Raw genomic sequence first — 22,905 nt, forward strand, 5'->3', positions numbered from 1 at the left:
ATGACGAGAAAACTTCGCTGGCGGCGCGTGCTTGTGAAACTGTCGGGCGAAGCATTGATGGGCTCCCAGGACTTTGGCATCGACCCGGAGACGGTCGGCCGGGTGGCCAAGGAAGTCGCCGAGGCAGTCAGCCTCGGGGCGCAGGTTGGTGTGGTCGTCGGTGGCGGCAATATCTTTCGCGGCGTCGCGGTTGCAGCCAAGGGTGGAAACCGGGTGACCGGTGACCACATGGGCATGCTGGCGACGGTGATGAATTCGCTGACACTTGCCGATGCCTTGCGGCGTTTGGGCGTGCCGGCCCGCGTGCTTTCGGCGGTTCCTGTTCCCTCGATTTGCGAAACCTTCACCCAACGTGGCGCAGAACGCTACATGGAAGACGGTGATGTGATCGTCTTCGCGGGCGGCACGGGCAACCCGTTCTTCACCACCGACAGCGGCGCGGCCCTGCGCGCGGCCGAAATGCGTTGCGACGCCTTTCTGAAGGGCACCAGCGTCGATGGTGTCTATTCCGACGATCCCAAGAAGGTGCCGGACGCGGAGCGTTACGAGACACTGACCCCGGGCGAGATGCTCGGCCGGGATCTGAAGGTCATGGATGCGACCGCGGTTGCGCTTGCGCGCGATAACGCGATCCCCGTGATCGTCTTTTCCATTCGCACGCCCGGCGCCCTGGTCGACGTGATGAATGGTGTCGGCAAGTACACCGTCATTTCCGATTGATGATTGTGTGAGACGCGGAGCCGGCGCAGTGGCATGTTCCGCCGCGCCGGTTCCGCGTTTTTCGGAATTTCCCGTGAATTCCGGTTGTTTGCCGTCGCTCTGGGCCTGCAGCGGCGCGGAAGCGCTTGCCTTTCGCCCCCCGCTCATGGAAATAAGACGCAGTTGTTTTATGGGGTTGGTCCTGTGCATGTGGGCCGACCGGAAAAGGAGAGGTCACTATGGCGGATCAGGATGTCGACTACGCGGATCTGGAGCGCCGCATGAACGGGGCGATCAGCGTGTTGAAGACGGATCTGGCCGGTCTGCGGACCGGGCGCGCCTCGTCCAACATGCTGGATGCGGTTTCGGTAGATGCATACGGCTCACCGATGCCGATCAACCAGGTGGCGACGGTCAGCGTTCCCGAGCCACGGATGATCTCCGTGCAGGTCTGGGACAAATCGATGGTCTCCGCGGTAGAAAAGGCCATTCGCGAATCCAATCTCGGCCTCAATCCGGTGGTGGACGGCACTACCTTGCGGCTGCCGATTCCCGAGTTGAACGCCGAGCGGCGTAAGGATCTCATCAAGCTGGCGCATAAATATGCGGAACAGTCGAAGGTTGCCGTGCGCCATGTCCGCCGCGATGGCATGGACACCTTGAAGAAGCTGGAGAAGGACGGGGACATCAGCGAAGATGACAGCCGGGTCTCCGCCGAGCGCGTCCAGAAGATGACCGACGAGATGATCGTTGAGATTGACGCCATGCTGGCGAAGAAAGAGCAGGAAATTTCCCAAGTCTAGCCGCATGCAGCGGCCTGGTCGGCGGATGAGGGAGCAAGGAATGACGGTGACGGCAGACCTGAATGTCTCCGCGCGGGACAAGGCGCCGGGGGATGTCCCCCGGCACGTCGCCGTGATCATGGACGGCAACGGCCGGTGGGCTGTGCAGCGGGGGTTGCCACGCACGGAGGGGCATCGGGCCGGCGTGGCCGCGTTGCGCCGGATTGTCCGTCATAGCGCCGCGCGCGGCGTCGAGTTCCTCACCCTGTTCAGCTTCTCCTCGGAAAACTGGAGCCGCCCGGCCGCTGAAGTCGGCTTTCTGATGAGCTTGCTTCATCGGTTCGTGCGTCGTGACCTGGCGGAGGTCCACCGTCAGGGCGTGCGCGTCACGATGATCGGCGAGCGCGAGGGGCTGGAACCGTCGATTCTCGGGCTGATTCTGGAGGCGGAGGAGTTGACGCGGAACAACACCGGCATGACGCTGGTGGTCGCTTTCAATTACGGGTCCCGTAACGAGATCCTGCGGGCGACGCGCAAGCTCGCCGTGAGAGTCGCCGCTGGCGAGCTGTCCCCCGGGGAGATTGATGAAGCGACGATTTCCGCGAACCTCGACACTGCCGATCTGCCGGATCCGGACCTGATCATCCGCACCAGCGGTGAGCAGCGCCTGTCGAATTTCCTGCTGTGGCAGGCGGCCTATGCGGAATTCTATTTCCCGGACCTTCACTGGCCCGATTTCGATGAGCATGCGCTCGATGAGGCCTTCGCGGCCTATGCGGAACGGGATCGCAGATTTGGCGGGCTTTCCGCGAAAGTGGCAAGATGACGGATCCTGATCCGCGGCCGCAACCCGGCGGTCGAAAGCGTTCGGAGCTCACCCTTCGGATCCTGTCCGCCGCTGTGCTCGCTCCACTGGCGCTGGCCGGGACCTATGTCGGCGGCTGGGCCTTTGCCCTTGGCGTCGGTGCCTGCGCCCTGTGGCTCGTGTGGGAATGGGCGGCGATGGTTGGAGCTCTCAGCCAAGGGCGCGGCATGGCGCTGGCGACGCTCGCCGGGGTGCTGCCGGCGCTGGTTCTGGCGGTTGCGACCGGGCAGGCGGCGCTTGCGACCCCGGTGTTGGCGATCACCGCCGGCGGTGTCGCGCTCGCCGGTGTGATGACGGGCCGGACGCTGTGGACATGGCTTGCCGCGGGGATGCTCTATGGTGGGCTGCTTGGTGTCGTCCTGATCGATCTGCGCGCCGGCTCGCATGGGCTGGCGATGGTTCTCTTTCTCTTCGCGGTGGTCTGGGCAACCGATATCGCGGCATATTTCGCCGGGCGGTCCATCGGCGGACCGAAGCTGTGGCCAAGGGTGTCACCGAAGAAGACCTGGAGCGGCGCGCTCGGTGGCTTGGCGGCCGCGATTGCGGTCGGGGTGGCTGCCTCCGCGCTCGACCATGTGGTGTCGCCCTTGTTCTGGATCCCGGCGGCGGCAATCCTTTCGGTCTTCTCGCAAGCCGGCGATTTGTTCGAATCCTCTCTCAAGCGCCACTTCGGGGTGAAGGATTCCGGACACCTCATTCCCGGTCATGGCGGCATCATGGATCGGCTTGATGGGCTCGCCGGGGCCGGAATTCTCGGCTATCTGGTCGCGGTGACGGCAAGCGGAAGCCTTGTTGATCCGGTCTACCGGTTGATGGCCGCCCAGGGATACTGACCAGGAACAGTGACAGTGAGCGAAATGATGCAAGGTCCGGGCGGTGCGGATCACGACGAGGCCGCCGGGGCGCCGATGCGCTTGACGGTGCTGGGGGCGAGTGGCTCGATCGGCCGCAGCACCCTGGATCTGGTCGAGCGCTATCCGGAGCGCTTCGAGGTTCAAGCGCTGACGGCAAACACCAGCGCCGAGGCGCTGGCTGATGCCGCTGTCCGGGTCGGGGCCCGCTTGGCGGTGGTGGCGGACCCGGCGGCGTATGGCGCCCTCAAGGCTGCCTTGGCCGGCTCCGGGATCGAGGCGGCGGCGGGCGCGGAAGCGGTTGTCGCGGCGGCTGAGAGGCCGGCGGATATGCTGGTGGCGGCGATTGTCGGAGCGGCCGGACTGGCGCCGACCCTGGCGGCGGTGCGGGCGGGCACGACCATCGCGCTTGCCAACAAGGAATGCCTTGTTTGCGGCGGCGATCTGTTCATGCAGGCGGCACGCTCCGCCGGCACGACCATCCTGCCGGTGGATTCGGAACACAATGCCCTGTTCCAGGTGTTCGAGGCGGGCAATGTGGGGCAGGTCGAGCGGTTGACCTTGACCGCCTCTGGCGGGCCATTCCGAAGCTTGTCGCTTGAGGAGATGCGTCACGTCACGCCGGAAGCGGCGCTGCGCCATCCAAACTGGAGCATGGGCGCACGGATTTCGATCGACAGCGCGACGATGATGAACAAGGGGTTCGAGGTCATCGAGGCGCGGCACCTGTTCCCGGTCCGCCCCGATCAACTTGACGTGCTGGTGCATCCACAGTCCGTGGTGCATGGTATGGTACAATACCGCGACGGGTCGGTGCTGGCGCAGCTTGGTTCGCCGGACATGCGGACGCCGATTTCCCATTGCCTCGCCTGGCCCCGCCGCATGCGGACGCCGGCACAGCGCCTTGATCTCGCCGCATTGGGAACGCTCACCTTCGAGGCTCCGGATCCGATCCGCTTCCCGGCTCTGCGTCTCGCGCGTGAGGCAATGGCAACCGGCACGGCCGCCACGGCCGCGCTGAATGCGGCGGATGAGGTTCTGGTCGAGGCCTTTCTGAACCGTCGCATCGGTTTTCTGCAGATCGCCGAGACGGTGGAGGCGGTGCTGGAGACCATGGCGCGCAATGGCGAGTTGACCGCACCCGGCTCGGTCGATGAGGTGCTTCAGGTGGACGCGTTGGCCCGCGAGGCCGCGCGGGACCTTGCCGGCTTGACCGGCTGACGATGCAAACAGCTTCTTAACTCGCCGGGGGCAGAATGCTGGCCCAGGCGGAGGGGATACGAATGGAACTGATCGGATCTGTGTTCGGGTCTGCGGCGGGATATCTCCTGCCGTTCCTCTTTGTTCTGACAGTCGTCGTGTTCTTTCACGAGCTGGGTCATTTCCTGGTTGCGCGCTGGTGCGGTGTCAGGGTTCTGGCGTTTTCCGTCGGCTTCGGGCCGGAGCTTTTCGGCCGCAACGACCGGAAGGGGACGCGCTGGAAGGTCTGCGCCATTCCGCTTGGCGGGTATGTCAAATTCGCAGGCGATGAGAACGAGGCGAGCGCCCCCGACACTGCCGCGCTGGCCCGGATGAGCGAGGAAGAGCGCGCCGGCGCCTTCCAGACCAAGAGCGTCGGCCGCCGGGCGGCCATTGTCGCCGCCGGACCAATTGCCAACTTCATCCTGTCGATTGTCATCTTCGCTCTGCTGTTTTCCGTGCTGGGCCGCTCGGAGATTTCTCCGCGCGTCGATCAGGTGCAGGCGGAAAGCGCCGCGCAGGAAGCTGGCATTCTTCCCGGAGACCTGATCGTTGCTATCGGCGGTGAGCCGATCGAGACATTTTCGGAGCTGCAGCGGGCGGTCAGCGTCAGCGCCGATATTCCGCTTCAGTTGGCGATTGACCGGTCCGGGCAGCTGATCGACGTCACCGTCACGCCGAAGCGGCGGGAGATCACCGACCGTTTCGGCAATGTCCAGAAGGTGGGTCTGCTGGGCATCAGCCGCAGTGCCAAGCCGGAGGATATCGTCAAGCGCCAGTTCGGCCCGGTCGAGGCGGTGGAAGAGGCTGTCAAGGAAACCTGGTTCGTGGTCGCGCGCACCGGCGGCTACGTGGCTGGCATCTTTGCCGGGCGTGAATCGGTCGATCAGCTCGGCGGCCCCATTCGGGTTGCCCAGATCTCGGGGCAGGTGGCGACCCTCGGCTTTGCCGCGCTGCTCAACCTGACGGCGATTCTCTCCATTAGCATCGGTCTGCTCAATCTGCTGCCGATTCCCATGCTGGATGGCGGGCATCTGCTGTTCTACGCAGCCGAGGCGGTGCGTGGAAAACCCTTGAGCGAGCGGGCCCAGGAATACGGATTCCGATTGGGGATAGCCATCGTGCTGTTCCTGATGGTATTCGCGACATGGAACGATGTGCTGCACCTTTCCGCCTTGTGAGGCGGAAAGCGTGTCGCTGCTGCAACGCTTGCGCTTGAATCGCCTAAGGGCCGGTTTGAGCGGTTGCGTCCGTGGCAAAAGACTGTAAAACGACTGACGTATATGAAGAATCTCGGCCGCTCATCCGACCTGTAGTCAGCAGGTACCTGAGGTGGCGGAACCAGAAAAAGGCACAGTGTCTTTATGCAGCGTCTGCAGAACACGACCAGAACGATCCTGGTAGCCGCAATGATGTGCGGGGTCGCGCCGATCCTGCCGCATTCCGTACCGGTCATCGGAACCTCTGAGGCCGAAGCCGCCGTGATCAGCCGGGTGGTCGTGCGTGGCAATACGCGCATCGAGCCTGCGACAGTCGAGAGCTACCTGACGATCCGTCCCGGTCGGCCCTATGGTGCGGCCGATATCGACGAATCGCTCAAGGCTCTGTTTGCCACGGGGCTGTTCGAGGATGTCTCGATCAATCGCCAGGGCAATGCCCTTGTGGTGTCCGTGGTCGAGAACCCGATGGTCAGCCGCGTGTCCTTCGAGGGCAACAAGCGGATTTCGGACGAGACCCTGAAGGGCGCGGTGCGGACCCAGGAGCGGTCGATGCTGACCCGCGCCAAGGTGCAGTCCGACGTTCAGAATATTCTTGAGGCGTATCGTCGCTCCGGTCGCTATCGCGCGACCGTCGAGCCGAAGATCATCAGCCGTGACAGCAATCGCGTCGATCTGGTGTTCGAGATCAACGAAGGCGAGCGCACCGGCGTCGAGCGCATTACCTTCATCGGTAACACCAAGTTCAGTGACGGTCGTCTGAAGGATGTGATCCGTACCCGTCAGAGCGGGCTGCTCAGCTTCCTGCGCACGACCGACAGCTTCGATCCGGATCGTCTCGATGCCGACCAGGAGCTGATTCGTCAGTTCTACTACCGGCATGGCTATGCGGATTTCCGTATCATTTCGGCCGTGGCCGATCTCGACCGTGAAGAGAACGTGTTCTACGTCACCTTCACGATTGAAGAGGGTGAGCAGTACACCTACGGCGATGTCGATGTGCAGACGTCGCTTGCCAGCGTCGATCCGGAAGAGTTGCGCCGCAAGCTGCGCACTGATCCGGGGGATACCTATTCCTCGCTTGAGGTCGAGAAGTCGCTTGAGGCGTTGACGCTCGATGCCTCGCGGCAGGGCTATGCCTTCGCCCAGGTTCGTCCGCGCGCCACGCGCGATTACGAGAACCGGACGATCTCGCTGACCTATTTCATCGAGGAAGGTCCTCGGGTCTATGTCGAGCGGATCAACATTCGCGGCAACGACCGGACCCGCGAATACGTCATTCGTCGTGAGTTCGATCTGGCCGAGGGCGACGCCTTCAACCGAGTGCTGATCGACAAGGCCGAACGTCGCCTCAAGGATCTGCAGTTCTTCAAGAACGTGCGGATTACCACCGCTCGCGGCAGCGCGCCGGACCGCATCATCATTAATGTCGATGTGGAGGAGCAGCCCACCGGTGAAGTTGGCTTCGGTGTTGGTTACTCGACCTCCGACGGTGTGATTGGTGATGTCACCATCAGTGAGCGCAACTTCCTCGGTCGCGGTCAGTTCGTTCGCGCCAAGCTTGGTGTCGGCAGCTCGACCCAGTCTTATGAATTCGCGTTCACCGAGCCGTATTTCCTCGGTCGCCGGGTTGCGCTTTCGCTGGATGTCTACCGCCGTGTCTATGGCGAGACGGACTTCCGCGATTACGAGCTGGACACTACCGGCGGCTCGATCGGTCTGGGTCTTCCGCTGCGCGATGACGAGCTGCGCCTGAATCTCGTCTACCGGATCTTCGATCAGGAGGTGAGCCGCAAGAATACGAACACGCTGTCGAATGCGCTGACGTCTTCGTACGGTCGGAACATCACCTCGTCGATCGGTTACACGCTGGTCTATGACACTCGCGACAGCCGGCTGGATCCGCGCGACGGCTTCTATGCGACCTTCGGTCAGGAGCTGGCTGGTCTCGGCGGCGATTCCCGCTACCTGTCGACCACGGTCGATGCCCGCGCCTACAAGGAGCTCCTGCCTGAGTGGGGCGTGGTGGGCGTGCTGCGCGCCGGCGGTGGTAACATCTTCGGTCTCGGCAAGGATCTGCGGGTGACCGACCAGTTCCAGCACCGCGACTCGTGGCTGCGTGGTTTCGAGCCGCAGGGCATCGGTCCGCGTGACGCCACCACGGGCGACTCGCTCGGTGGTCGCTGGTATGTGCATGCCAATGCGGAAGCAGAGTTCCCGATCTTCGGTCTGCCGCGTGAGCTTGGCCTGTTCGGTGCCGTGTTCACTGACTTCGGTGCTGTCTGGGATGCCGATCCGGCGCTTATCAATTGCGTCGAGACGGGTGGGGGTTGCGGTGGCAATCAGCCGGCCGGCTCGGTTCTGTCGAACGGTTTCTCGCCGCGCGTCTCCGCGGGCTTCGGTGTCAAGTGGGTGTCGCCCTTCGGGCCGATCCGTGCCGACTTCGCCTGGCCGTTGGTCAAGGAAACCGGCGACCGTACGCAGTTCTTCCGCATCGGCGGTGGCACGCGCTTCTGATCGGTTTGAACACTGCTGCAATTTGAACCGGCTGCCGCTCGTTCGGCGGCCGGTTTGCTCGTGAGGAAACCATGACAGATCCGGTCTTTTTCGACGCTTTCGCACCGGTCACCATCGCCGATCTCGCGGCTTGGGTAGAGGGCGAGCTGCCCTCCGGCGGCGGCGAACGGGTGATCGACAGCGTCGGTCCGCTGGAAGATGCGGTGGCCGGGCAACTGGTGTTCTTCGACAATACCAAATATCTCCCCATGCTGGCCGAAACCGTCGCGACTGCTTGCCTCGTGTCCCAGCGTCACGCGGCCAAGGTGCCGGAGAGTGTCACGCCCATCGTGGTGCGCGAGCCGTACCGGGCCTGGGGCATCATTCTCGGCCGCCTTTATCCGGCCGCGCTCACACCGATGACCATGGACGGCACCCTCGGCGGGATCTCGCCCGCTGCCCGCATCGATCCGAGCGCGCGGCTGGAAGATGGCGTGGTGGTCGAGGGCGGCGCGGTGATCGGGCCGGAAGCCGAGATCGGCCGGGGCACGCGCATCCAGGCAAATGCGGTGATTGGCGCGCGGGTGCGCATCGGCCGCGATTGTGCGATTGGCGCCAATGCGGTGGTGCAGAGCACGTTGATCGGCAATCGGGTGATCCTGCATCCGGGCGTGTGCGTCGGGCAGGATGGTTTTGGCTTTGCCATGGGCGCGCAAGGACACCTGAAGGTGCCGCAGATCGGCCGGGTCATCATTCAGGACGATGTGGAGATTGGGGCCAACACCACGGTGGATCGTGGGGCCAATCGCGATACGGTGATCGGCGAGGGCACCAAGATCGACAACCAGGTGCAGATCGGCCACAACGTTGTCATTGGTCGTCATTGCGTGATTGTTTCGCAGGTCGGCATCTCCGGCAGCGCCACCTTGCAGGATTACGTCGCCATCGGCGGGCAAAGCGGTGTTCGCGGCCACGTTACCATCGGCATGGGCGCCCAGATCGCCGCCGTCAGCGTGGTGGAGGCGGACGTGCCCCCGGGCGAGCGCTATGGCGGCGTGCCGGCCAAGCCGGTGAAGGTCTGGTTCCGTGAGGTGAAGACCCTCGCCAAACTGGCCGAACGCGGATTGAAGAAGCCGACCGACTAACGGCCTGCCTTGTCATCTCATCGGGAAATGGGAGAAGGTCGGTCGAGGTTCCCGGACGAAGGGGCCGGATTTTCGCGACGCAGGAAATAAAAACACATCAGGTTGAGGACTGAGGGCATGAGCGAGGGTGAAAACAAGACGTTGGGAAGTGCCGATATCCTTCGGGTACTGGAACTTCTCCCGCATCGGTATCCCTTCCTGATGGTCGACCGGATCGTCGACATGGATGGGGATCAGTCCGCCATCGGTATCAAGAATGTCACGGCGAATGAGCCTCATTTCATGGGCCATTTCCCGGGCCAGCCGGTGATGCCGGGCGTGTTGCTGATCGAGGGCATGGCCCAGACCGCCGGTGCGCTCTGCGTCCATTCGCGCGGCAATGCCGACACGCCGAAGCTGGTCTATTTCATGACCATCGACCGTGCGAAATTCCGCCGGCCGGTCGTTCCCGGGGACCGGGTCGAGTACCATATGAAGAAGATCCGCAACCGCTCCAACATCTGGAAGTTCGACGGCGTCGCGCTGGTCGACGGGGTGAAGGTGGCGGAAGCCGAGATCAGCGCCATGCTGGTCGACAACAACGACGATTGAGGACTTTAATGGCAAGAATTCACCCGTCCGCGGTGGTGGAAGATGGCGCGCGGCTTGGCGCGGATGTCGCCATCGGCCCGTTTTGCCATGTGGGGCCGGAGGTCGAGCTTGGCGATGGCGTCGAGCTGAAATCTCACGCGGTCGTGGCGGGCAACACGCAGGTTGGCGCCCGCACGGTGATCTTTCCCTTCGCTTCCGTCGGACATCAGGCCCAGGACCTGAAGTTCAAGGGCGAGGACGCGCGCCTGATGATTGGCGCCGACTGCATCATTCGCGAAGGTGTGACGATCAATCCGGGCACCGCCGGTGGCGGTCATGAAACGGTGATCGGCAATCGCTGTGCGTTCCTTGCCAATTCCCATGTGGGGCACGATTCGCGCCTCGGCGACAACATCATCCTGTCGAACAATGTGATGATTGCCGGCCACGTGACGGTCGGAAATCACGTCATTTTCGGCGGCGGCGCCGCCGTGATCCAGTTCACTCGCATTGGCGACAACGCCTTTGTCGGCGGACTGGCGGGCCTGGAAAACGACCTCATCCCCTTCGGCATGGTGATGGGCAACCGGGCGCGGCTCAATGGGCTTAACCTGGTCGGCCTGAAGCGCCATGGCTACGCCCGTGAAGATATTCATGCCCTGCGCAGCGCCTACAAGGAGCTATTCGAGGTCGAGGAGGGCACCTTGCGCCAGCGCGCGGAAAAGGTGGCCGCGGCCTATGCGGATCGGGCTCTGGTGCTCAAGGTCACGGATTTCATTCTGGAAAAGACCGACCGCCGGTTCTGCACGCCTGCATTCGAAGGGTGACGACCGGTGAGCCCCGGCGATAATCCCACGCCTGTTGCGGTGATTTGCGGCAGCGGGCGGCTGCCGGTGGAAGTGGTCGCGGCGGCGCGCGCCAGCGGGCGCAAGGTGGTCGCCATCGCCATCAAGGGCGAGGCCGATCCCGCCATTGCCGAGTATGATCCGACTTATCTCGGCTGGGGCCAGATCGGCAAACTCGCCGACCTGCTCAAGCGCGAATCCTGCCGCGATGTGGTGATGATCGGCGGGGTGACGCGCCGCCCGGAAGTCCGTGAAATCGTTGGCGATCTCGGCACGATGCGGCGCCTGCCGCGCATCGTTGCGGCGCTGGTTGGCGGCGATGACTCCCTGCTGACCCGTATCATTCGCCTGTTCGAGGACGAAGGCTTTCGGATCATCGGCGCCCATGAGATTGCACCGGAGCTGTTGGCGGGTGAGGGGGCTATTGCCGGCCCGCGCCCTTCATCCGATGCGATGGCGGATCTGGAGCTCGCCCGCCGGGCGGTGATCGAGCTGGGGCGCCTCGATATCGGTCAGGGGGCGGTTGCCATTGCCGGGCGGATCGTCGCCGTCGAAGGGGCGGAAGGCACCGATGCCATGCTGCGCCGCTGCGCGGAGTTGCGGCAGATCGGACGGGTGAAGGGCAAGGGCGGGGTTCTCGTCAAATGCGCCAAGCCGGGACAGGATTTGCGCATCGACCTGCCGGCCATTGGCCCGGCAACGGTGGAGCTGGCCGGGGCAGCAGGCCTTGCCGGGGTCGCAGTGGAAGCGGGGCGGGTGCTGATCGCCGAACGGGCGCGAACGCTGCAACTGGCCGGCACCTCGAAAGTGTTCCTCTGGGGAATGCCGACCCTGCCGCCCGCGCCGAAGCTTTCCCCCAGCCAACCAGGTGACACATGACCGCCGATCAGAGCCAGGCGCGGCCCGAGCGCCCACGCAAGCCGCTGAATGTCTATCTGATCGTTGGCGAGGAATCCGGCGATCAGCTTGGCGCCCGGCTGATGCGCTCGCTGAAGGGTGAGCTTGGGGAGGGGGTGCGCTTTCGCGGGGTCGGCGGCGAGCGGATGGCCGGCGAGGGGCTGACATCGCTCTTCCCGATTTCCGATATCGCGGTAATGGGCCTGACGGCGGTGCTGCCGCGCCTGCCGACCATCGTCCGCCGGGTCTATCAGGCGGTGGACGATGCGATTGCCGCCAACCCGGATGTGTTGGTGATCATCGACAGCCCCGATTTTACTCATAATGTCGCCAAGCGGGTGCGCAAGCGCGCGCCGCATATTCCCATTGTCGACTACGTCTCGCCCTCGGTCTGGGCCTGGCGCTCGGGGCGGGCGCGCAAGATGGCGGCCTATGTGGACCATTTGCTGGCGATCCTGCCGTTTGAGCCGGCCGCCCATCGGCGCCTGGGCGGTCCGCCGACCAGCTACGTCGGCCACCCGCTGATCGAGCGCATTGACGAGCTGCGACCCGCCGATGGGGAGCGGACTCGGCTGGAGGCGCCAGAGGCCGAGCGTGTGCTGCTGCTGCTGCCGGGAAGCCGGCGCAGTGAGGTGTCGCGCTTGCTCACGGATTTCGGTCAGGCGGTCGAGCGGGTCCATGCTGAGTACCCGAATTTGCGAGTGTTGCTGCCAGCCGTGCCGCATCTGGCGGATGATATTCGCGCGCAGGTGGCCGGCTGGAAGACCGCGCCGGAAATCGTTCTGGGGGAAGAGGCGAAATTCGCTGCCTTCCGCAGCGCGCACGCGGCCTTGGCCGCATCCGGTACAGTATCGCTTGAACTGGCGATCGCAGGCGTTCCGATGATTATCGCCTATCGGCTCGACTGGGTGTACCGGCGGATCAAGGACCTCAACAAGGTTCTGAAATTCGCGGGCGTCACCTCGATGGTGCTGCCGAATATCATCCTGGAGGAAAACGCCGTTCCGGAATTCCTCGACGATGATGCATCGCCGGAGACCCTTGCCGCCGCGCTGGTTCCGCTGTTGGCGGACACGCCGGAACGCGCCCGTCAGACCCGCGTCTTTTCCCGGCTGGACGATGCCATGCAGCTCGACAATGGCGAGACGCCGTCAGGCCGTGCGGCACGGATCGTCATCGCCGTCGCGCGTGGCGAAAAGCCGGACTAGGCCGAATATCGCTTCAGCCTAGGGTCCAAGGTCTGGACCCTAGAGTCGGCGGTAGCGCTGCGGGCTCATGCCCGTCCAGTTGCGGAAGGCGCGGGTGAAGGCGGACTGCTCCGAATAGCCGAGGTTGTAGGCGATTTCCGTCAGCGACATGTCCGGATCGTCCATGTAGTGCAGCGCAAGCTCATGCCGGGCGGCCTTGAGGATGTCCGGGAAGGCAAGCCCGTGTCGCCTGAGCTGCTTCTGGAAGCTGGAGCAGGACAGCCCCAGCACCGAGGCGATCTCCGGCAGGGTCGGCAGGCGGGAGCCCAAGTTGAGCTTGACCTGATTGCGCACCAGCGTGGCGAAGTCCGTCGGGTCCTCCAGTGAGGCGTTTCGGCTCTCCAGGAAGGCCTTCACCACGGAAAACAGATACGGGTCCTGATCCGGCATCTTGGCATCGAGATCCTTGCGCCGGAAAGCGATGGCATTGGTCCGCCGTCCGAACCGTACCGGCGCGTTGAACAGCCGCTCATGCTCGCTGCCGTCGTCGGGTGCGGAATGCTCGAAACGCACTTCTAGTGGCGCCCAGTCTTCGCCGAGCGCGGCGCGGAACACGTTGCAAAACATGCCCAGCGACAGTTCCGCATCCTGCCGACGGTTGATTACCCTGGGGTCGACGATCTGGTAGCTCAGCCACAGAACGCCATCATCCGGCAGGAGTCCGAAGGTGGTCTGTCCCTGATGCGCGGGGAAGTAGGTCTCCATGTGGCGCAGGCCAGCGGCCAGTGTCGGCGAGCTGATCGCCGCATAGCCAAGCATGCCAAGTTGTTTTGGCTGGAAATTCTTGCCGAAATGCAACCCGATGTTGTGATTTCCGGTTTGCTGCGCTGCAACCTCGAACATTTCGCAATACTGGGAGAGATTTACTTCGGAAACCGGGTTTTCGAAGTCCTCATGCCGGATCCCTGTCTGTCCGAGGATCCGGTCGATGTCTCCCCCGCACGCGCGAAACAATTGTTCCGCTCCATTTGCCGCTGCCGACAAAACTTTAGACGGCGCCGTGAATTCGCACGAATTTACTGGCTGTTGCACGGATTTTTCGATTCATGTGTTGCCGGCACGGGCTTTATGCCTCGTAGCCATCCCTCTGGAAACTGACCTCGTTGACGGGTCAGGTTGAGAAGTAGTGTTAAATTTGAACTGTCGCTTGTCAAGTCGTGCGGAGGAAACCGGTATTAGGCTGGAAGGATAAAATAAGGAACGAAATGCCTAACCAGAGCCTGACCGGAGGGGAATCCAATGACTGTTACACGCAGACGATTTCTGGCGGGAACCGCCGCCACGGCAGCGGGTCTGATGGTTGCCGGCCGCATGTCGCCGGCCCGTGCCGCGCGCAATGACCAGATGAACATTCTTTGCTGGGAAGGCTACAACTCCGATGGGGTGCTCGGGCCATTCCGCGCCGCCAATTCCGGGGTCACCGTGCGCGCCGAAAGCGGCACTTCCGACCCGGACATGATCAACAAGCTGCGCGCCGGCGAGACCAGCGTCTGGGACCTGATCAACGTCAATCAGCCCTGGGCCCGCGACCAGCTTTACCCCGAAGGGCTGATCAAGCCGCTCAGCAAGGAGCGGTTCCTGCCGTATTTCGACAAGATGCTGCCGGAGTTCGCCGCGCCCTATCCGCTGGCCTTCGCCGACGATGGCAATCTCCTAGGCATGCCCCAGCGCTACGGTCCGTTCAGCTTCGTCGTCAACACCGACAAGATCAGCCGGGAGACGGCGGAGGATCAGGGCTGGAACCTGTTCCTCGATCCGGCGATGAAGGGCCGCTACGGCGTTCTGACCTATGACAACTGGAACGTCATTCACATGTGCCTGACCGCCGGGCTCAATCCCTTTGCCGCCATCGAGGGCGAGGGGCTGTCGAAGTTCCGCGACACGGCAATGGCGATCTTCGGCGGCGCCAAGCTGCTCACCGACGATCTGGTCGCCATGAACACGGCGCTGATCAACGGCGAGATCGATGCCTATTTCACCGGCGGCACCTATACCGCGTCGCCGGCCCGCTATGATGGGGCAACCAATGTGCGGGCGATCACCCCGAACTCTGGTCCGGTGGACGGCAAGGGCGGCTGTGTCTGGGTCGAGTTGACCTCGGCGGTGAACAATCCCGACCCCAGCTCCGTCGCCGAGGACTTCCTGGAGTTCGTGCAGACGCCGGAGATCGCCAAGGCGGTGGCCTTCACCGAAGGCACCTACAACCCGGTCAGCCAGATGGGCAATCCGGACGTGTTGGCGCAGTTCGACAGCGAGGAGCTGGACGCGATTCAGATGGACAGCCTGGCGGAGGAGATGGCCCGGTCGCTCGATTACGATGTGGTGACGTCCTACGACGCGCTGATCGACATCTACACCGAAGCCCGTCGCACCTGACCGAAGCCAAGCGCTGGAAGCCATTCATGACATCGCAACCCATCTTGCGGCTTCGGAATGTCGTCAAGACCTTCGGGAGCTTTACCGCGCTGCCCGGTGTGAACCTCGATATCGAGGAAGGTGAATTCTTCACCATCGTCGGTCCCTCGGGCAGTGGGAAATCGACGTTGATCCGTCTTCTCGTCGGCATGGACGAGGTGACTGAGGGGGAAATCTGGCTGCGCGACCGGCGCATCGACCAGACCCCGGCCAACCAGCGTCCCACCTGCATGGTGTTCCAGTCGCTTGCGCTGTTCCCGCATATGAGCGTGGGGCAGAACGTGGAATTCCCGCTGAAACTGCGCAAGGTCCCGGCCGAGAAGCGCCGGGACCGGGCGTTGGAGCTCCTGGATCTTCTGCGTCTGCCCCAGAGCTACTACAGCAAGCGGATTTCGCAATGTTCCGGTGGTGAACGGCAGCGGGTGGCGCTGGCCCGCGCGCTCGCCTTCGATCCGGAGATCCTGTTCTTCGACGAACCGCTTTCCGCGCTCGATTACCGGCTTCGCAAGACGCTGGAAAAAGAGCTGAAGGATCTGCACTCCCGCACCGGCAAGACCTTCGTCTACATCACCCATTCGCTGGAGGAGGCAATGGTGATGTCCGACCGGATCGCCATCATGAACAAGGGGCATTTCGAGCAGATCGCCGTGGCCGACGAGATCTACGGCCGGCCGGTCAACCGGTTCGTCGCCGAGTTCATGGGCGAGGTCAATCTGTTCGATGTCACCGGCACAGACGGGGGCGGGCTCTCCGGTGCGGGGCTGGAAAGTCATATGAACGGCCATGCCGAGACCTGCGGCGTGGCGATGGCGCCTGGTGCCACTGGCACCTTGATGGTGCGGCCGGAATACGTGCGCTTCCTTGCCAGTTCCGACACCGCCGACTTCACCCTGCGCGGCATTTTGCACGGCGAATACGCCCTTGGCTCGCGCATTCAATACGAGGTGGAGACGCTAGGCGGGCAGGTGATCACCGTGGAGAAGCTGCGCGAGGACCGGGTCGACCGTCAGCCGGGCGCCGAGGTGGTACTGGGGTTCGATGGCGACCATGTTCACCTGATCCGGGGGCAGTGATGGAGCGTCACGACCGCAAACTGGGTCTTCTGTCGGCGATGCCCCTGGGGCTGATCCTCGTGCTCAGCTTCCTGGCGCCGCTTGTGGTGGTCGCCGTCTTTTCCGTGATGCCGGCGAAGGTGTTCACCCTGGCACATATGCCGGACTTCTCCGCCTACAGCGTCTTCTTCGAGCGCGGCTATTACAAATCGCTGCTGTGGTCGCTCGCCATGGCACTCATTGCCACCCTGGCGTTGTTCCTGGTCTGCTGGCCGCTGGCCTTCGGCATGGCCAAGGTGTTTGGCCGGTTTACCCTGGTCCTCACCGTTGCCGTGGTGATGAGCCTGTTCGTGTCGGAAAACATCCGCCTGTTCGGTTGGGTGCTGACCCTGATGAAGGGCGGTCTGTTCGAGGGCTACTTCCGCTCTCTGACCGGCATCGGCTTTGACAGCCCGCTCTACAACACCGGCATCATCATCTTCGGGCTGGTCTACGTCTATCTGCCCTTCATGCTGTTTCCGCTGGCCCAGGGCATTTCCATGGTTCCGGACGATACACGCCAGGCGGCGGCCGATCTCGGTGCCTCGCGCTGGCAGATCCTGTGTCAGGTCGAGCTGCCACTGGCCGCGCCCGGCATCATGGTCGGCTCCCTCCTGACCTTCGTGCTGGCGGCCGGGGCACTGGCGGAATCCAAGATCCTCGGCGGTCAGGCGGTGATCGTCATCGCCGATGATATCGAAACCGCCTTCACCTTCGGCCAGAACTGGCCGCTCGGCGCGGCGCTCTCCATGGTGCTGATCGTCATCATCGGCGGGCTTGCGCTGTTCGGTGTCAGCCGGATCGACCTCGACGCGATCATGGGGAGGAAGCGCTGATGAAAACGAGCCAGACAACCCGGATCGCGCTCTATGTCTATGGCGTGGCGATCATCGTCTTTCTCTACCTGCCGCTGGTGTCGGTCGGCTTTGCCTCGATTTCCAAGGCGCGCTACCTGAGCTTCCCGATCCGGCACTACTCGACCAAATGGTACGCCGAGGCGCTGCGCAGCGATACGGTGAGCGATCTGCTCTTCACCTCGCTGAAGGTGGCGGTGATCGTCACGCTGGTATCGATGGTGGTGGCCTTTTTCGGCGCGCTGGCCTTTGCCCGCTACCAGTGGCGCTTCTGCAGCCTGTTTCAGAAGCTGATCCTGCTGCCGATCTTCTTTCCGCAGACCGTGCTCGGGCTGGCGCTCTTGATGTGGTTCAACTCGGTTGGGGTGATCCCGTCCTGGAAGACCGCAGTTGTCGCCCATCTGGTTTGGATCGCGCCAATCGCCACCCTGATCGTTGCCATTCGCGCCTATAGTTTCGACCCGGCGCTGGAGGAGGCGGCGCGCGACATGGGGGCATCGACCGTGACGATCCTGCGTGAGGTGACTCTGCCGCTGCTGATGCCGGGTCTCGTCTCCGCCGGTCTGTTCGCCTTTCTGCTCAGCTGGGGCAATTTCCCGCTGTCGCTGTTCACCACCGGCGCGGATTCGACCCTGCCGGAATGGCTCTACGCAAAGATGGTCTCCGGCTATTCGCCGCTGGTGCCGACACTGGGAGTGATGTCGGTCGTCGGCTCCTTTGCCCTGATCCTTCTGGCCATGTCCATCGGCTGGCTGGTCAGGTCCGTGCGGGAGGCGCGGGCCGGATAAGAGCGGCAGGGCAGGAACACACGTACTTGGAGCAACTCGGGAGGAAACATGCTCACATCCATCAAGGGAAAAAGCGTCATTGTCACCGGCGGGTCGAAGGGGATCGGCCGAGGCATCGCCTCCGTCTTCGCCCGGCAGGGCGCCAGGGTGACCCTGGCGGCGCGCGGCGAGGAGGCGCTGAAGAATGCCGCCGCCGAGATCGGCGGGGAGGTGCGCTACGAGGTCTGCGACGTCGCCGACTGGGACAGCATGCGTGCCATGGTCGACAGCACGGCCCGGGCGCAAGGCGGGATCGACATCCTGTGCGCCAATGCCGGCGTCTTTCCCCAGACCAAGATGGTCGACATGGATCCGGCCGAATGGGACCGGGTGATGGCGACCAACCTTCGCTCCTCCTTCCTGTCGGTGAAGGCCTGCATTCCCCATTTCGAGAAGGCGGGCAAGGGCAGGGTGGTGCTGACCTCCTCGATCACCGGCCCGGTGACCGGTTTTCCCGGCTGGTCCCATTACGGCGCTTCCAAGGCCGGGCAGCTCGGCTTCCTGAAGACCGCCGCGATGGAGCTGGCCCGCTACAACACCACCATCAACGCGGTCATGCCGGGCAACATCTACACCGAGGGCCTTCAGGACCTTGGCCAGGACTATCTCGACACCATGGCCGCCTCGATCCCCTTGAAGCGTCTCGGCGCGGTGGAGGATATCGGCAACGCCGCCCTGTTCTTCGCCTCCGATGAGGCCGGCTACATCACAGGTCAGCAGATCGTGGTCGATGGCGGGCAGATCCTCCCCGAATCGCTTGAGGCGATCGCGGAGATCTAGGTCGGCCTTCGCGGCGTCCGGCTAGGGCACCGCGACCGGAAAGCCCGATCGAATTCCAGCAGTCAGGGCCCCCGCGCCTCGCCAGGCGGCGGGGCGGCCCGGACGCCGAAGGTTAGGAAACAGCATGTCTAAATGCGATATGCCGCTCGAGGAGCTCCTCGAGCGATTGGAGACGCTTGCCAATCGCTCACTCATCCTGTGGGACGTCCCGGACGGGGCAACGGCTCGGCTGATCAATGTCTCGGAGAACGCGACTTATCTGGTCGAGGCGGGGGACTTTCGCTCCGTGCTGCGGGTCCACCGGGAGAATTATCACTCCGAACGGGCGATCGAATGCGAGCTGGCCTGGTCCGACGCGCTGAATGCGGAGGCCGGCATCACCACCCCCGGGGTCTATGTCGGGCGCAATGGCAAGCGCATCCAGCAAGGCAGCGTGCCGGGACTGCCGGCGCCGCGTTACATGGTGATGTTCCATTTCGTCGAGGGCGCGCAGCCAGACGAAAGCCAGGACCTGGTCGGCCATTTCGAGAAGCTCGGCGAGATTGCCGCCCGCACCCACAACCATTCCGTCAGCTGGCAACGCCCGGTGAATTTTGAACGGCTGGTGTGGGAGGAGGAGGCGGTCTTCGGGCGGAACCCGACCTGGGGCGACTGGCGCGATGGCCCGGAGGTGGATGGTCCGACCCGCGAAGTGCTGGAGGAGGTCGAGGCGCTGGTTCGCCAGCGGCTGGCCGCCTTCGGCAAGGGGCCGGACCGCTTCGGCCTGATCCACGCGGACATGCGCCTTGCCAACCTGCTGCTCAGCCCCGAGGGGCCGCGCCTGATCGACTTCGATGACTGCGGCATGGGCTGGTTCCTCTACGATTTTGCTTCCGCCATCAGCTTCATGGAAGACCACCCGGCTGTGCCGGACCTCAAGACCGCCTGGGTGCGCGGCTACCGCCGGCATCGGCCTCTCAGTGCGGCGGAAGAGCGGGAAATCGACACCTTCATCATGCTCCGCCGGATGGCGCTGCTGGCCTGGATCGGCAGCCATATCGAGGCGCCCGAGCCACAGGCGTTGGCGCCCGGGTTCGCCCGTGTGACGGCGGAGCTGGGCGCGGACTACCTGCGCCGGGTGGGTGAGGGCCAGCCTGTCAATTCAAACTGCGGACCTGTCAAGTCAGTCCTGCGGAAATCGCTCTAAGTAGCGGTAACTGTTGAAAGGAAGCCCGATGTCCCAGGCGAAGACAGAGTTTCTGGAACGGTCCAAGACCTTCTGGAATCCAGGGAAGACGCAGGACTGGATCGACATGGGAGTCGATCTGGTGATCGACCGGCGTGAAGGCTATCACCTTTACGATATGGACGGCCGTCGCCTGATCGACCTGCATCTGAATGGCGGTACCTACAACCTCGGGCACCGCCATCCGGAACTGGTGGAAGTGTTGAAGGCCGGCACCGAGCGCTTCGACATGGGCAACCACCATTTCCCGGCGCTGGCCCGCACCGCGCTGGCCGAGGCGCTGCAGGCGGTCGCTCCCGGTCCCAACTTCAAGTACACCGCCTACGGGTCCGGTGGCGGCGAGGCCATCGACATTGCCCTGAAGACCGCCCGTCACGCCGCGCAGAAGAAGAAGATCGTCTCGATCGTCAAGGCCTACCACGGCCACACCGGTCTGGCGGTGAAGACCGGCGACGACCGCTTTTCCAAACTGTTTCTCTCCGAGGATGCGCAAGGGGAATTCGTTCAGGTTCCCTTCAACGACCTCAATGCGATGGAAGACGCCCTGCGCGGCCGGGATGTCGCCGCCGTGATCATGGAAACGATCCCGGCGACCTATGGCTTCCCCATGCCCGAGGTCGGCTATCTGCCGGCGGTGAAGAAGCTCTGCGAGAAATACGATGCCTTCTACATCGCCGACGAGGTGCAGACCGGCCTCATGCGCACCGGTGAGATGTGGGGCTGCACCAAATACGGCGTCGAGCCGGACATCATGGTCACCGGCAAGGGCATTTCCGGCGGCATGTACCCCATTGCCTGTGTGCTGATTTCCGAGCGTTGCGGCGGCTGGCTGTCGGAGGATGGCTTCGGCCACATCTCCACCATGGGCGGCGCGGAGCTTGGCTGCATCGTCGCCATGAAGACGCTGGAGATCATCCAGCGCCCGGAGGTGCGCACCATGGTGCAGTACATCGGCGATTATCTGCGGGCAGGTCTCGACGACATCATGGCCCAGTTCCCCGACTTCTTCATCGGCATCCGCCAGCACGGCGTGATCATGGGGCTGGAGTTCAATCACGAACAGGGCGCCAAGCCGGTGATGAAGCACCTTTATGAAAACGGGGTCTGGGCGATCTTTTCCACGCTCGATCCCCGGGTGCTGCAGTTCAAGCCGGGCCTTCTGCTCAGCCAGGCCGATGCCGAGGACGTGCTTCGGCGCGTCGCCATCGCCGTCGAGCTGGCGCGGGATGAGGTCATGGGCAGCCGCCGGAGGACGTACTGATGGATCAGGCGCTTTACAATTCGCTTGTCGATATTTCGGACAGCCCCGCCGCGCGCGCCGGCAAGGCGGATCTGATGCTGGACCGTGCCCGCTGGGCCGCCACCGTCTTCGACCGCTACGATCGGGCCGCGACCATGGCGATTGTCGATGCGGTCGCCGAGGCGGCCCATGCGATGGCCGGGGAGATGGCGACCAAGGCGGTGGAGGAAACCGGCTTCGGCGTTGCCGAGCACAAGAAGCTGAAGAACGAGCTGACCGCGCGTCCACTGGTGGAGCACTACCGCGATCAGGATTTCGTCAACTCGCGCATTGATGACGCGCGCAAGATCGTCGAAATCCCCCGGCCGGCCGGGGTGATCTTCGCGCTGACCCCCTCGACCAATCCGGTGGCGACCCTCAACTACAAGATCCTGTTGGCGATGATGACCCGCAACGCCATCGTTATCTCGCCCCATCCGGCGGCGCGCGCGGTCTCCATCGAGGCGGCAACGGCGCTGGCCCGGGCGGCGGAGTCCGCCGGTGCGCCGAGCGGTGCCATCCAGATCCTGGAGACGCCGTCGATCCCGCTGGTCGAGGCTTTCATGACCTCGCCGAAGACCAACGTGATCCTGGCGACCGGTGGCACGCCGATGGTGCGCGCGGCCTATTCCTCTTCCAATCCGGCGATTGGCGTGGGGCCGGGCAACGCCCCGGTGTTCGTCGATACCTCGGCGGATATCGGCGCCGCCGCCCAGGCCATCGTTGCCTCAAAATCCTTCGACAACTCGATCCTGTGCACCAACGAAAGCGTGCTGATCACGGTTCCGGAGGTCGAGAACCAGTTGCGGATGGCGCTGAAGTCCGCCGGCGCCTACCTGTGCACGGAGGAGGAGACGGCGGCCTTGCGCCGGTTCCTGTTCCATCCGCGCGGCTTCAACGTGGAAGCCATTGGCCGGGACGCCACCTGGATTGCCCAGGAATGCAACATTCGCGTTCCCGCCAACACCCGGATCCTGGTGACGCCCATCACGCAGATCGGCGTGGAAGAGCGGCTGTCCAAGGAAAAGCTGTGCCCGGTTCTGGCTCTTCATGTTGCAAAGACCCGAACGCAGGCCCTCTCCCAGGCCCGCGCGGTCCTGCGGTTGACCGGAGCCGGGCACTCGGCGGCAATCCATGCCCGCGATGAGGCGGTGATCATGGACTATGCCGCGCTGGTGGAGGCCTACCGCGTGGTGGTGAATGCGCCCTGCTCGCAAGGGGCGGCGGGTTTCGCCACCAATCTGGCGCCCACCTTCACCATCGGCACCGGTTTCTTCGGCCGCTCGTCCATCGGCGAAAACGTCGGCCCCCAGCACCTCGTTCACTGGACCCGCATTGCCTACAACGCCGACCGGAAGGTGCCCTTCGGCAACTTTCAAGGCGTGACCCGCGCCTTCCGGGGACAGCTTCCCACCGCGCCCGCCGATGGTGTGCCGGGCACCGCACCGCCGCGCTACGCCGCCCCGTCGGCTGCCCTGTCCCCCGCACCGTCGGCGGCGTCCTCGCTGGACGCTGCGACCAAGGACGAGCTGCGCCGCCTGATTGCGGCCGAGCTTCGCGATCTCCTGAGGAAATAACCCC

General features: G+C 63.8%; 21 protein-coding genes. 20 read left to right on the forward strand and 1 reads right to left on the reverse strand.

Going from position 1 to position 22,905, the window contains the following annotated elements; translation table 11 throughout:
• The 12 genes from pyrH (at position 1) to lpxB (ending at position 12,814) form a co-directional block, all read left to right on the forward strand.
• Positions 1-720, forward strand: a complete 720-nt coding sequence (gene pyrH / locus IEV83_RS01430) for a UMP kinase (RefSeq protein ID WP_181758477.1) — start codon at positions 1-3, stop codon at positions 718-720.
• A 218-nt stretch (positions 721-938) separates the two neighbouring features.
• Positions 939-1,502 (forward strand): ribosome recycling factor, encoded by a 564-nt coding sequence (gene frr, locus IEV83_RS01435; RefSeq protein WP_181758478.1) that lies wholly within the window; start codon positions 939-941, stop codon positions 1,500-1,502.
• 40 nt (positions 1,503-1,542) lie between these two features.
• Positions 1,543-2,307 (forward strand): isoprenyl transferase, encoded by a 765-nt coding sequence (locus IEV83_RS01440; protein WP_181758479.1) that lies wholly within the window; start codon positions 1,543-1,545, stop codon positions 2,305-2,307.
• Entirely contained in the window at positions 2,304-3,179 is an 876-nt protein-coding gene (locus tag IEV83_RS01445) for a phosphatidate cytidylyltransferase (RefSeq protein ID WP_181758480.1), read from the forward strand. Before IEV83_RS01440 ends, IEV83_RS01445 begins: the two co-directional genes overlap by 4 nt.
• A gap of 24 nt (positions 3,180-3,203) precedes the next feature.
• The gene (locus IEV83_RS01450; RefSeq protein WP_244628053.1) at positions 3,204-4,418 is read left to right on the forward strand and encodes a 1-deoxy-D-xylulose-5-phosphate reductoisomerase; all 1,215 of its coding nucleotides are present in this window, start codon (positions 3,204-3,206) and stop codon (positions 4,416-4,418) included.
• A 62-nt stretch (positions 4,419-4,480) separates the two neighbouring features.
• Positions 4,481-5,617: an RIP metalloprotease RseP gene (rseP, locus tag IEV83_RS01455; RefSeq protein WP_181758481.1), complete on the forward strand. Its 1,137-nt coding sequence runs from the start codon at positions 4,481-4,483 to the stop codon at positions 5,615-5,617.
• A 228-nt stretch (positions 5,618-5,845) separates the two neighbouring features.
• A complete protein-coding gene (gene bamA, locus IEV83_RS01460; protein ID WP_244628021.1) occupies positions 5,846-8,170 on the forward strand; it encodes an outer membrane protein assembly factor BamA in 2,325 nt (774 codons plus the stop codon).
• A gap of 71 nt (positions 8,171-8,241) precedes the next feature.
• Positions 8,242-9,294, forward strand: a complete 1,053-nt coding sequence (lpxD, locus tag IEV83_RS01465) for a UDP-3-O-(3-hydroxymyristoyl)glucosamine N-acyltransferase (RefSeq protein WP_181758483.1) — start codon at positions 8,242-8,244, stop codon at positions 9,292-9,294.
• Between the two features lie 117 nt (positions 9,295-9,411).
• Positions 9,412-9,885, forward strand: a complete 474-nt coding sequence (gene fabZ, locus IEV83_RS01470) for a 3-hydroxyacyl-ACP dehydratase FabZ (protein ID WP_181758484.1) — start codon at positions 9,412-9,414, stop codon at positions 9,883-9,885.
• 8 nt (positions 9,886-9,893) lie between these two features.
• On the forward strand, positions 9,894-10,691 hold the full coding sequence (gene lpxA, locus IEV83_RS01475; protein WP_181758485.1) for an acyl-ACP--UDP-N-acetylglucosamine O-acyltransferase: 798 nt from the start codon (positions 9,894-9,896) through the stop codon (positions 10,689-10,691).
• A 6-nt stretch (positions 10,692-10,697) separates the two neighbouring features.
• Positions 10,698-11,588: an LpxI family protein gene (locus IEV83_RS01480; RefSeq protein ID WP_181758486.1), complete on the forward strand. Its 891-nt coding sequence runs from the start codon at positions 10,698-10,700 to the stop codon at positions 11,586-11,588.
• Positions 11,585-12,814 (forward strand): lipid-A-disaccharide synthase, encoded by a 1,230-nt coding sequence (gene lpxB / locus IEV83_RS01485; RefSeq protein ID WP_181758487.1) that lies wholly within the window; start codon positions 11,585-11,587, stop codon positions 12,812-12,814. Before IEV83_RS01480 ends, lpxB begins: the two co-directional genes overlap by 4 nt.
• Before the next feature lie 39 nt (positions 12,815-12,853).
• Here lpxB and qhpR read toward each other — a convergent pair whose 3' ends face one another.
• On the reverse strand, positions 12,854-13,885 hold the full coding sequence (qhpR, locus tag IEV83_RS01490) for an AraC-like transcriptional regulator QhpR (protein ID WP_244628022.1): 1,032 nt from the start codon (positions 13,883-13,885) through the stop codon (positions 12,854-12,856).
• A 207-nt stretch (positions 13,886-14,092) separates the two neighbouring features.
• Between qhpR and IEV83_RS01495 the strand changes: the two genes are divergently transcribed.
• The 8 genes from IEV83_RS01495 (at position 14,093) to IEV83_RS01530 (ending at position 22,901) form a co-directional block, all read left to right on the forward strand.
• Complete coding sequence (locus tag IEV83_RS01495; protein WP_181758489.1) at positions 14,093-15,229, forward strand: ABC transporter substrate-binding protein; 1,137 nt, start codon at positions 14,093-14,095, stop codon at positions 15,227-15,229.
• 26 nt (positions 15,230-15,255) lie between these two features.
• Positions 15,256-16,341 (forward strand): ABC transporter ATP-binding protein, encoded by a 1,086-nt coding sequence (locus tag IEV83_RS01500; RefSeq protein ID WP_181758490.1) that lies wholly within the window; start codon positions 15,256-15,258, stop codon positions 16,339-16,341.
• Complete coding sequence (locus IEV83_RS01505; protein WP_181758491.1) at positions 16,341-17,195, forward strand: ABC transporter permease; 855 nt, start codon at positions 16,341-16,343, stop codon at positions 17,193-17,195. The genes IEV83_RS01500 and IEV83_RS01505 overlap by 1 nt, the downstream gene beginning before the upstream one ends.
• The gene (locus tag IEV83_RS01510) at positions 17,195-18,001 is read left to right on the forward strand and encodes an ABC transporter permease (RefSeq protein WP_181758492.1); all 807 of its coding nucleotides are present in this window, start codon (positions 17,195-17,197) and stop codon (positions 17,999-18,001) included. Before IEV83_RS01505 ends, IEV83_RS01510 begins: the two co-directional genes overlap by 1 nt.
• 48 nt (positions 18,002-18,049) lie before the next feature.
• Positions 18,050-18,820, forward strand: coding sequence for a 3-oxoacyl-ACP reductase FabG (fabG, locus tag IEV83_RS01515; protein WP_181758493.1), 771 nt, complete (start codon positions 18,050-18,052; stop codon positions 18,818-18,820).
• Positions 18,821-18,944: 124 nt separating this feature from the next.
• Complete coding sequence (locus tag IEV83_RS01520; protein ID WP_244628023.1) at positions 18,945-20,006, forward strand: phosphotransferase enzyme family protein; 1,062 nt, start codon at positions 18,945-18,947, stop codon at positions 20,004-20,006.
• A gap of 28 nt (positions 20,007-20,034) precedes the next feature.
• Positions 20,035-21,306 (forward strand): class-III pyridoxal-phosphate-dependent aminotransferase, encoded by a 1,272-nt coding sequence (locus tag IEV83_RS01525; protein ID WP_181758494.1) that lies wholly within the window; start codon positions 20,035-20,037, stop codon positions 21,304-21,306.
• Positions 21,306-22,901 (forward strand): aldehyde dehydrogenase family protein, encoded by a 1,596-nt coding sequence (locus IEV83_RS01530; RefSeq protein WP_181758495.1) that lies wholly within the window; start codon positions 21,306-21,308, stop codon positions 22,899-22,901. Before IEV83_RS01525 ends, IEV83_RS01530 begins: the two co-directional genes overlap by 1 nt.
• The last annotated feature ends 4 nt before the right edge of the window (positions 22,902-22,905 follow it).

Source organism: Stappia taiwanensis (genome assembly GCF_014635285.1).
GTDB lineage: Bacteria > Pseudomonadota > Alphaproteobacteria > Rhizobiales > Stappiaceae > Stappia > Stappia taiwanensis.